7 protein-coding genes are annotated in these 7,756 nt (G+C 66.0%); 4 read left to right on the top strand and 3 right to left on the bottom strand.

Annotated features, from left to right (window positions below; all coding sequences use genetic code 11):
• The coding region (locus Q0L57_RS16015; RefSeq protein WP_296744127.1) for an FAD-dependent oxidoreductase at positions 1-410 on the top strand (410 nt) is incomplete at its 5' end.
• Between the two features lie 18 nt (positions 411-428).
• On the opposite strand, the gene Q0L57_RS16010 is transcribed toward Q0L57_RS16015, so the two are convergent.
• Both Q0L57_RS16010 and Q0L57_RS16005 read right to left on the bottom strand, forming a co-directional pair.
• Complete coding sequence (locus Q0L57_RS16010) at positions 429-1,652, bottom strand: cyanate transporter (protein ID WP_296744126.1); 1,224 nt, start codon at positions 1,650-1,652, stop codon at positions 429-431.
• 17 nt (positions 1,653-1,669) lie between these two features.
• Positions 1,670-2,263: an ankyrin repeat domain-containing protein gene (locus tag Q0L57_RS16005; RefSeq protein WP_296744125.1), complete on the bottom strand. Its 594-nt coding sequence runs from the start codon at positions 2,261-2,263 to the stop codon at positions 1,670-1,672.
• Between the two features lie 262 nt (positions 2,264-2,525).
• Between Q0L57_RS16005 and Q0L57_RS16000 the strand changes: the two genes are divergently transcribed.
• The 3 genes from Q0L57_RS16000 to Q0L57_RS15990 all read left to right on the top strand — a co-directional run bounded on the left by Q0L57_RS16000 (position 2,526) and on the right by Q0L57_RS15990 (position 5,755).
• Positions 2,526-3,383, top strand: a complete 858-nt coding sequence (locus Q0L57_RS16000; protein WP_296744124.1) for a LysR family transcriptional regulator — start codon at positions 2,526-2,528, stop codon at positions 3,381-3,383.
• A gap of 76 nt (positions 3,384-3,459) precedes the next feature.
• Complete coding sequence (locus tag Q0L57_RS15995) at positions 3,460-4,920, top strand: phospholipase D-like domain-containing protein (protein WP_296744123.1); 1,461 nt, start codon at positions 3,460-3,462, stop codon at positions 4,918-4,920.
• A gap of 34 nt (positions 4,921-4,954) precedes the next feature.
• Entirely contained in the window at positions 4,955-5,755 is an 801-nt protein-coding gene (locus Q0L57_RS15990) for an endonuclease/exonuclease/phosphatase family protein (RefSeq protein ID WP_296744122.1), read from the top strand.
• A gap of 9 nt (positions 5,756-5,764) precedes the next feature.
• On the opposite strand, the gene Q0L57_RS15985 is transcribed toward Q0L57_RS15990, so the two are convergent.
• Positions 5,765-7,753, bottom strand: coding sequence for a glycoside hydrolase family 127 protein (locus Q0L57_RS15985; protein WP_296744121.1), 1,989 nt, complete (start codon positions 7,751-7,753; stop codon positions 5,765-5,767).
• Positions 7,754-7,756 lie beyond the last annotated feature (3 nt).

Here is a 7,756-nt window from a genome sequence, read left to right as displayed (position 1 = left end):
CCGAAGCGAACCGGATCCAGCCTGTGCGGGGCTATTCGCTGACCGTGCCCTGGAAGGAGGGAGCACCCCGCGTCAGCCTGACGGATGTAAGGCGCAAGCTTGCCTTCGCGAAGATCGGCGGGCTACTGCGCGTTGCGGGGCTTGCCGACATCGAGCAGCCTGGCGCCGGCTTTGACGCGGATCGGTTCGGCGTTCTGCGGGAAGCGGCCAGCGCCGTGCTCCCGGACTGTTTCGGTCACTCGCCCGAAGAAGTGCGCTGGTCCGGCGAGCGCCCCATGACGCCCTCCTCCCGGCCGATCATCGCGCCTTCCCGGAAATTGAGGGGGCTCTACGTCAATGCCGGACACGGCATGCTCGGGTGGACGCTGGCCCTCGGGTCTGCAAAGCGGATAGCTGGCCTGTTGCGCTGAAAGACGCCTTCGCTGACGTCAACCGGCAGCCACTTGCGATGCCGACAGCCTCATCGCCCGCTCGTAGCTGCGTGGCGCGAGGCGGAACGTCAGCACCGTGACGATCGCAACGCAGGCGAGATGCAGCAGCCAGCCGGCATGGAAACTGCCGGTGACATCGTGCAGCACGGCCACGATCCATGGCGGGATGGCGGCGATGAGGAAGCCGCCGCCCTGCATAAGGGCCGAAAGCGCTCCGGCTTCGGCCGGCCCGGGAAGATGCTCCAGGGCCACGATCATGGTCAGCGAGAACGACCCGCCCAGTCCCGCGCCCAGCAGGACCGCCCAGACGAAGGGCGCGGTTTCCGGCCGCAGGAGCAGGCCGGCAAAGCCGGCCGCTTGCATGGCCAGCGTCAGCCAGAGCCATGGCCGCCTGTCCTCGCTCCTGCCGGCGAGCACCGGCAGCAGGAGGGCCGAGAGCGCCTGGCCGACCGCCATGACCGCCAGCAGGCTGCCGCTGGCTGCGCTCGTCCAGCCATGCTCCTGATAGTAGGGCGCAAGCCAGGCCACCGCAGTCGAGTAGCCGCCATTGACAAGGCCGAAGCATGCCATCAACAGCCATGTGCGCGGCCGCCTGAGGAAGGCCGTCGCCGCATTGCCGGCCTGCTGGCGAGCATCGTCACGCGGCAGGCAGAAAACGGCAAGCGCTACGGCGACAAAAGCGGGAACCGCCATCCAGGCAAGCCCGAAATGCCAGTTTCCGGTTGCCGCCGCAATCAGCGGCGCCAGTTGCGCGCCAACCGCGCCGCCGCCCATCAGCATCGAGGAATAGAGGCCCATGACGAGACCGACATGGGCGGGAAACTCGCGCTTGACGATGCCGGGAAACACCGCCTGCACCACGGCCGCCCCCAGCCCGAGCAACGCCGCCGTCCCCACCATCTCGAGCCCGGTCGAGACGAACAGGCGCAAGAAGGATGCGAGGCCGAGAACGGCAAGCGCCGCGACGACAGCCCGGCTGGCGCCAATGCGCGCCTGCAGCGAGGGGCCGGCGAAAGCGAACAGCCCCATCAGAAGTATCGGCACCAGCGTCAGCAGCGCAATGCCCTGCGTGCCGAGGCCGGTCTCCGCACGCACGCTTGCCGCGAGCGGGCCGACGCCAGTGATGAAGGGCCTGAGATTGAGGCCAACCAGGATGACGACCGCAACCATCAGCCAGCGGCTGGAGCGGCCTTCGGATCCCGTGTCGATATGCGCGTTCATTGTACCGCGTTCGCCCCTCACCTTGCGCCGGCCGCCGCAAGGAGCTTTTCAATCTCCCTGTAGCCGTGGCTGCGCGCATGCCGCAACGGGGAGACACCCTCACGATCCCCCAGATTGACGTCGGCTCCCGCCTCTATCAGCAGTCCGACGATCTGCTGATGGCTCTTGCCCCCGTCGCCGAGGATGATCGCCTCCAACAGCGCGGTCCAACCGAGCTTGTTGACATGGTCGACGTCGACGCCGGCCTCGATCAGAGTGCGCACCGTCTCCACATGACCTCGCTCCGAAGCCGGAATGAGCGCGGTGCCGCCATAGCGATTGATGCTCTCGAGGTCGGCGCCATGGGAGAGCGTCATCTTCAGGATTTCCAGATGCCCGCGCGCACCGGCATAAAGGTAGGGGCTGTCCTGGATATTATCCTTGGCGTTGACGTCGGCGCCGGCGTCGATCAGGGCTTTGGCGGCGGCAACTTTGTTGCCATGGGTCGCGACAAGCAGTGGCGTTGCGCCGGTGCCGTCGCGCGCATCGATCGTGGCGCCTTCGGCCAGCAGCTTGCTGATCGTTTCCACGTCATTGCCCGCGGCCGCGGCATGCAAAGGGGTCTGGTTCATGGGTTCTCCTGCTGCGACAGGCGAGACGGCCGCGAACGCCAGCAGGACGAAAGCAAAGATCGTTGGAAGACGAAGCATCCATCACTCCTGGCGGTACCGGATCGCTGATCGGTCTGGCCGTTTCAAGGGGCGGGACCGCAGCCTTCAGATAGGGCTGGAGGGCAGCATTTGAAAATTAAATGTATGGATCAAAGCTATTATGGTTTTAGATAGTACTGGTGACCAGCGTCCGCCCGTGCGCTGACCTCGACCAAGGTGAAAGATGCTCGATCCTCGCCTCCTGCGCGCCTTCGTCACGATTGCCGACGCCGGCAGCTTCACCCAGGCCGCCGAGCGGCTGCAAATGACGCAATCGACCATCAGCCAGCAACTCGCGCGACTGGAGGATGCGGTGGGGCACGGCCTGATCGACCGGTTCGCCCGCCCGATCCGCCCGACGACGGCTGGCGAGCGACTGCTTGGCTATGCGCGCCGCATCCTGGATTTGCAGCAGGAAGCGGAAACGGCGCTCGGCGACCCGGCCGGCACGACGCCGGTGCGGATCGGCGTGCCGGAGGACATCGTCAACGCCGAGATGGCCGGGGTGTTCGGCGATTTCGCCAAGCATCACCGCGAGATTCGGCTGGACGTCACCACCGGCCTGAGCCGCGACCTGACCAGGCGCTACCGCGGCGGTGAGTTCGATATCGTCGTCGTCAAGGAAGCCGCCGCCGAGCCGGATTGCCGGGCAAGCTTTCCCGAAGCCATGGCGTGGTTCGAAAGCGCGGACAGCCGATCCGAATGGCCCGACCCGATGCCGCTGGTTGCCTTTCCCCCGGGAGGGCTTTACCGCGACACCATGTTCGAGCGCATCGAGCGCGAGCAGCGTCGCTGGTACATCGCCTTCTCCGGCAGCAGCCTGCACGATGTGCTGGTGGGAGTGGAAGCCGGGCTTGGCCTGTCGCTGCTGCCGAGGAGCGCAACGGCCGGACGCCGCGTCCGGCCCTATGCGCCCTTCGGCGTGGAACCCTCGATGGTGGTGTCGATCTATGCCTGGGAAACGGGCGGACTGGTTGCGGAGCTGGTGGAGCGGATGACGGCCGTTCTTGCCGCAAGGCTCCACGAGTCCGGACGCTGGTGATGTCACCCCATCAGCGCCCTGGATCGATTGACCTGGCGCATTGCGTTCCGCGACGGCCCGCACAATAGTCGGGCCGATGCTGCAGGCGATAGCGAGTCACTGGTCCGAGCTCATTCTTCTGCTGTCGATGGCGATGGCGGCCGTCGGCATCGTGCACGCCATAATGACCAAGGAGGACGTGCGCGCCGCCACCGGCTGGGTGGGCGTGATGCTGCTGTCGCCCTTCCTCGGCGCGATCATCTACGCGATCGCAGGCATCAACCGGATCCGTCGCGCGACCATCAGCGCCATGCGGCCGGTCACCGGCGAGGCGGCCGAGGCGCGACACGACCGCGACATCGCCGTGGAGGCGCTGATCAGCGCCCAATACGGCCAGCGCTTCGTCGGCCTGAAAACACTCGGGGATCGAGTGGCATGGCGACCGCTGACATCCGGAAACACGATCGCGGTGCTGAAGACCGGCGACGAAGCCTATACGACGATGTTGCACGCGATCGACAGCGCGCAAAAGAGCGTGCTGCTCGAGACCTACATTTTCGACAATGACGCGGTCGGCCTGCTGTTCGTCGAATCGCTAGAACGCGCCGCGCAGCGCGGCGTCGCCGTCCGCGTGCTGATCGACGCGGTCGGCGTGCGCTATTCCGTGCCCAGCATCCTGCACCAGTTGCGGGAGGCGAACATCACCGTCGACCTCTTCAACGGCAACATCGTCATGGGGCTGAGACTTCCCTACGCGAACCTGCGGACCCACAGGAAGATCCTGATCGTCGACGGGGCGCGGGCATTCACGGGAGGCATGAACATCCGCAAGGGCTTCTCCGCCGCCTTCGCCGGCTCGCACAGCTCCAGGGACACGCATTTCGAGGTGACCGGGCCGGTCGTGGCCGACCTGTTCGCGGTCGCCGCCGAGGACTGGCGCTTTGCCGGCAGCGAGGCGCTGAAGGGCGAAACCTGGCAGGTCGAACGGGAGGCGCATCCGCCTGGACAGCCGATGCTGGTGCGCGCGGTGGCGACGGGGCCCGATGCCAGGAACGAAACCAACCACAAATTGCTGATGGGGGCGTTCTCGGTCGCCCGCAAATCGATCCGCATCATGTCGCCCTATTTCCTGCCCGACCGGGAATTCATCAGCGCGCTCACCACCGCCGCGCGGCGCGGCGTGGAAATCGACATCGTGGTGCCGGCGGTGAACAATCTCTTCCTTGTCGACCATGCGATGACGGCGCAGTTCGACCAGGTGCTGAAAAACTATTGCCGCGTCTGGCGCCATGAGGGCGCGTTCGACCATTCCAAGCTTATGTCGATCGACGGCGTGTGGGCCTATGTCGGCTCCTCCAATCTCGACGCGCGCTCGCTCAGGCTGAACTTCGAGATCGACATGGAGGTGCTGGATGCGGGCTTCGCCGCCGAGATCGATGCACGCATCCAGGCCGCGGTCGCCTCCGCCGAGGCGGTCACGCTGCAGACGTTGAGAGCACGGCCCTTCGCCGTTCGTGTCTTCGACCGTTTGCTGTGGCTCGGATCGCCCTATCTTTAGCAAAACCAGCATTCAAGGAAGGCGAGTAGCAGGCATGGAGAGAAACGGACGCACCCTCCCCGAGACCGTGCTCCTGTCGATCCGCGCCCGGAAAATGCGGAAGGCGATGTCGACGCCGCGCAAGCGGATAAACGGCGCCGAAATGGTGGTCGCCTCTTACAACGTCCACAAATGCATCGGCACCGACCGCAAATTCGACCCAGAGCGGACCGCGCGCGTCATCAGGGAGATGAGCCCCGACGTCATCGCGCTGCAGGAAGCCGACAATCGCTTCGGCGACAAGGCCGGGCTGCTCGATCTTGCCCGACTCGAAAACGAAACGGGGCTGGTGCCCGTCCCCGTCATCGGAAACGGCAAGGGGCACGGCTGGCGCGGCAACGTGCTCCTGTTCAAGCGCGGCACTGTGCGCGACGTCCACCAGATCAAGCTGCCGGGATTGGAGCCCAGGGGCGCGCTGGTCGCCGAGATCGATCTCGACGAGAGCCGTAGCCTGCGCGTCATTGCCGCCCATCTCGGCCTCTTGCGCCGCTCGCGCTCGGAGCAGGCACGCGTCGTGCTCGACATCATGACCAGGGCCGATGAAAGGCCGACACTGCTGCTCGGCGACCTCAACGAATGGCGCCTCGGCAACCGCTCGGCGCTGAACACGCTGCATACGACCTTCGGCCCGACGCCGCCGGCCGTGCCGACCTTCCCGTCAGGCCTGCCAGTGCTGGCGCTCGACCGGATCATGGGCAACCGGCACGACCTGGTTTCGGCGGTCGAGGCGCATGATACGCCGCTGTCGCGCGTCGCGTCGGATCATCTGCCGCTGACGGCCTACGTGCATTTGTAGGATTTCGGCTCAACCCTCCCGCAGCCAGACCAGCATCTCGCCGTGGTCGCGATTGTCCCAGGCGAAGTACGGCACCGCCTTGAGCGTCGCTTCCGCGGTCGCCGGGGGCTCGGCGCGGTAGAGGTCGCCGCCCCAGTTTTCCGTATCGGTCCTGCGGCCGGCGGCCGACAAGGTGACGATGCCGCCAAGCAGGTTCGGTTCGGCATGTGCCTCGAGCCGGGATTGGCGCGGCAGGGCGAGGCGATGCAGACCGCCGCCATTGTCGGTTTCCTCGACGCAGTAGACCAGCGGCCCGCGCGACAGCGCGACCCGGCCGATATCCTGGCGCACCTGCGGGTTGGCGAAGATGCGCCCCATCGACATTTCGAGATCGAGTTCGACCCGGTCGCCCCTGCGCCACGCGCGCCGGATCGCGGCGTAGCCGTCGCTCGTCGCCGCATCGAGGTCGACCATCTTGCCGTTGACCCTCAGCGCCGCGTTACGGCACCAGCCGGGTATGCGCAGGTGAAGCGTGAACTCCACCGGCGTCTCGGTGTCGATCTCGAACGAGACGCCGCCGTCCCAGGGATAGTTGCCGGTCTGGACGAGGCTCACGGGCTTCCCGGCGATCTCGAAGCGTGCGGTCGAGTCGCCGTAGAGATGCACGGCCAGGGCATCGTCGGCGAGGCCGTAGAAATAGCTGCCGATGGAGGCCACCATGCGGCCTATATTGGGCGGGCAGCAAGGGCAGCGGTGCCATTTCCAGCGATGATGGCCGCCTCGGCTCTCCAGCGGATTCTCGTAGAAGAACAGCGAGCCGTCGAGCGACAGGCCCGAGATAGAACCGTTGTAGAGCGCCCGCTCCATCATGTCGGCATAGCGCGCAGCAGGCCCCATGCCGAGCATGCGGCTTGCCCAGAACACCAGACCGACGGAGGCGCAGGTCTCGGCATAGGCGCTCTCGTTGGGCAGGTCGTAGTCGCTGGTGAAGCCCTCATTGTGCGCCGACGGACCGATGCCGCCCGTCACGTAGAGGTTCTTGGTCATGAGATCGTCCCACAGCCGGTCGAGCGCAGCGCGCAGCGTATCGTCGCCATATTCGGTGGCGATGTCGGCCATGCCCGAATAGAGGTACATCGCCCTGACCGCGTGGCCGACGACCTTGTCCTGCTCGCGCACCGGCTTGTGCGACTGGTTATATTCGTAGGTCTTGAAGTGATAGGCCTTGGGGTCGGCCCCGCGCGCGCGGGCCTCCTCGTCGAAATAGTGCGGCTGCTGACCGCGCTGGTCGATGAAGTATTTCGCCAGCTCCATATACTTCTTCTCGCCCGTCGCCCGCGCCAGCTTGACCAGAGCCAGCTCGATCTCCTCATGGCCGCAATAGCCCTTGCGCTTGCCGGGTTCGGGCCCGAACATCGAGGCGATATGGTCGGCGTAGCGACACATGATGTCGAGCAGCTTGCGCTTGCCGGTGGCCTGGCAATAGGCGACCGCGCCCTCGATCAGATGGCCGGCGCAATACAGCTCGTGGCAATCACGCAGGTTCGTCCAGCGCAGGCCGGGCTGGATGCGCTGGTACCAGCTGGAGAGGTAACCGTCGGGCTGCTGCAGCTTGCCGTACATGTCGATGACGGCGTCGATCTTCTTCTCAAGCTCAGGGTTGCGACGGCGATAGAGCGAGTAGGCCGCCGTCTCGATGGTCTTGCCCCAGTCGGAATCCCAGAACATCTGCGTCGTCACCGTCGAGCCGGTGAACTCGGCGCCCTGGCTGTCGGCCTCGTCGGGCGACGGCGAGTGGAAGGGAATGACGACACCGGGCGATGGCCGGTCCGGATCGATCTGCTCCAGCATGCGCGCCTCGACGCAGCGATCGTAGAGGATGCCCGCGGTCCTGGCCGCGACTGCATCGACACGGTCGCCCCAAAAACCGCGTATGTCGACCTGCGGCACGGGAAGCGGCCGGAAGGCGAGCTTGGGCCTGCCCGCTTCGGTTGCTGCGGCGGATTGCGATGCGGTCATGAA

It is taken from the genome of Mesorhizobium sp. (assembly GCF_024509055.1).
Lineage (GTDB): Bacteria > Pseudomonadota > Alphaproteobacteria > Rhizobiales > Rhizobiaceae > Mesorhizobium.
This window is presented reverse-complemented; position numbering and strand designations above follow the sequence as displayed.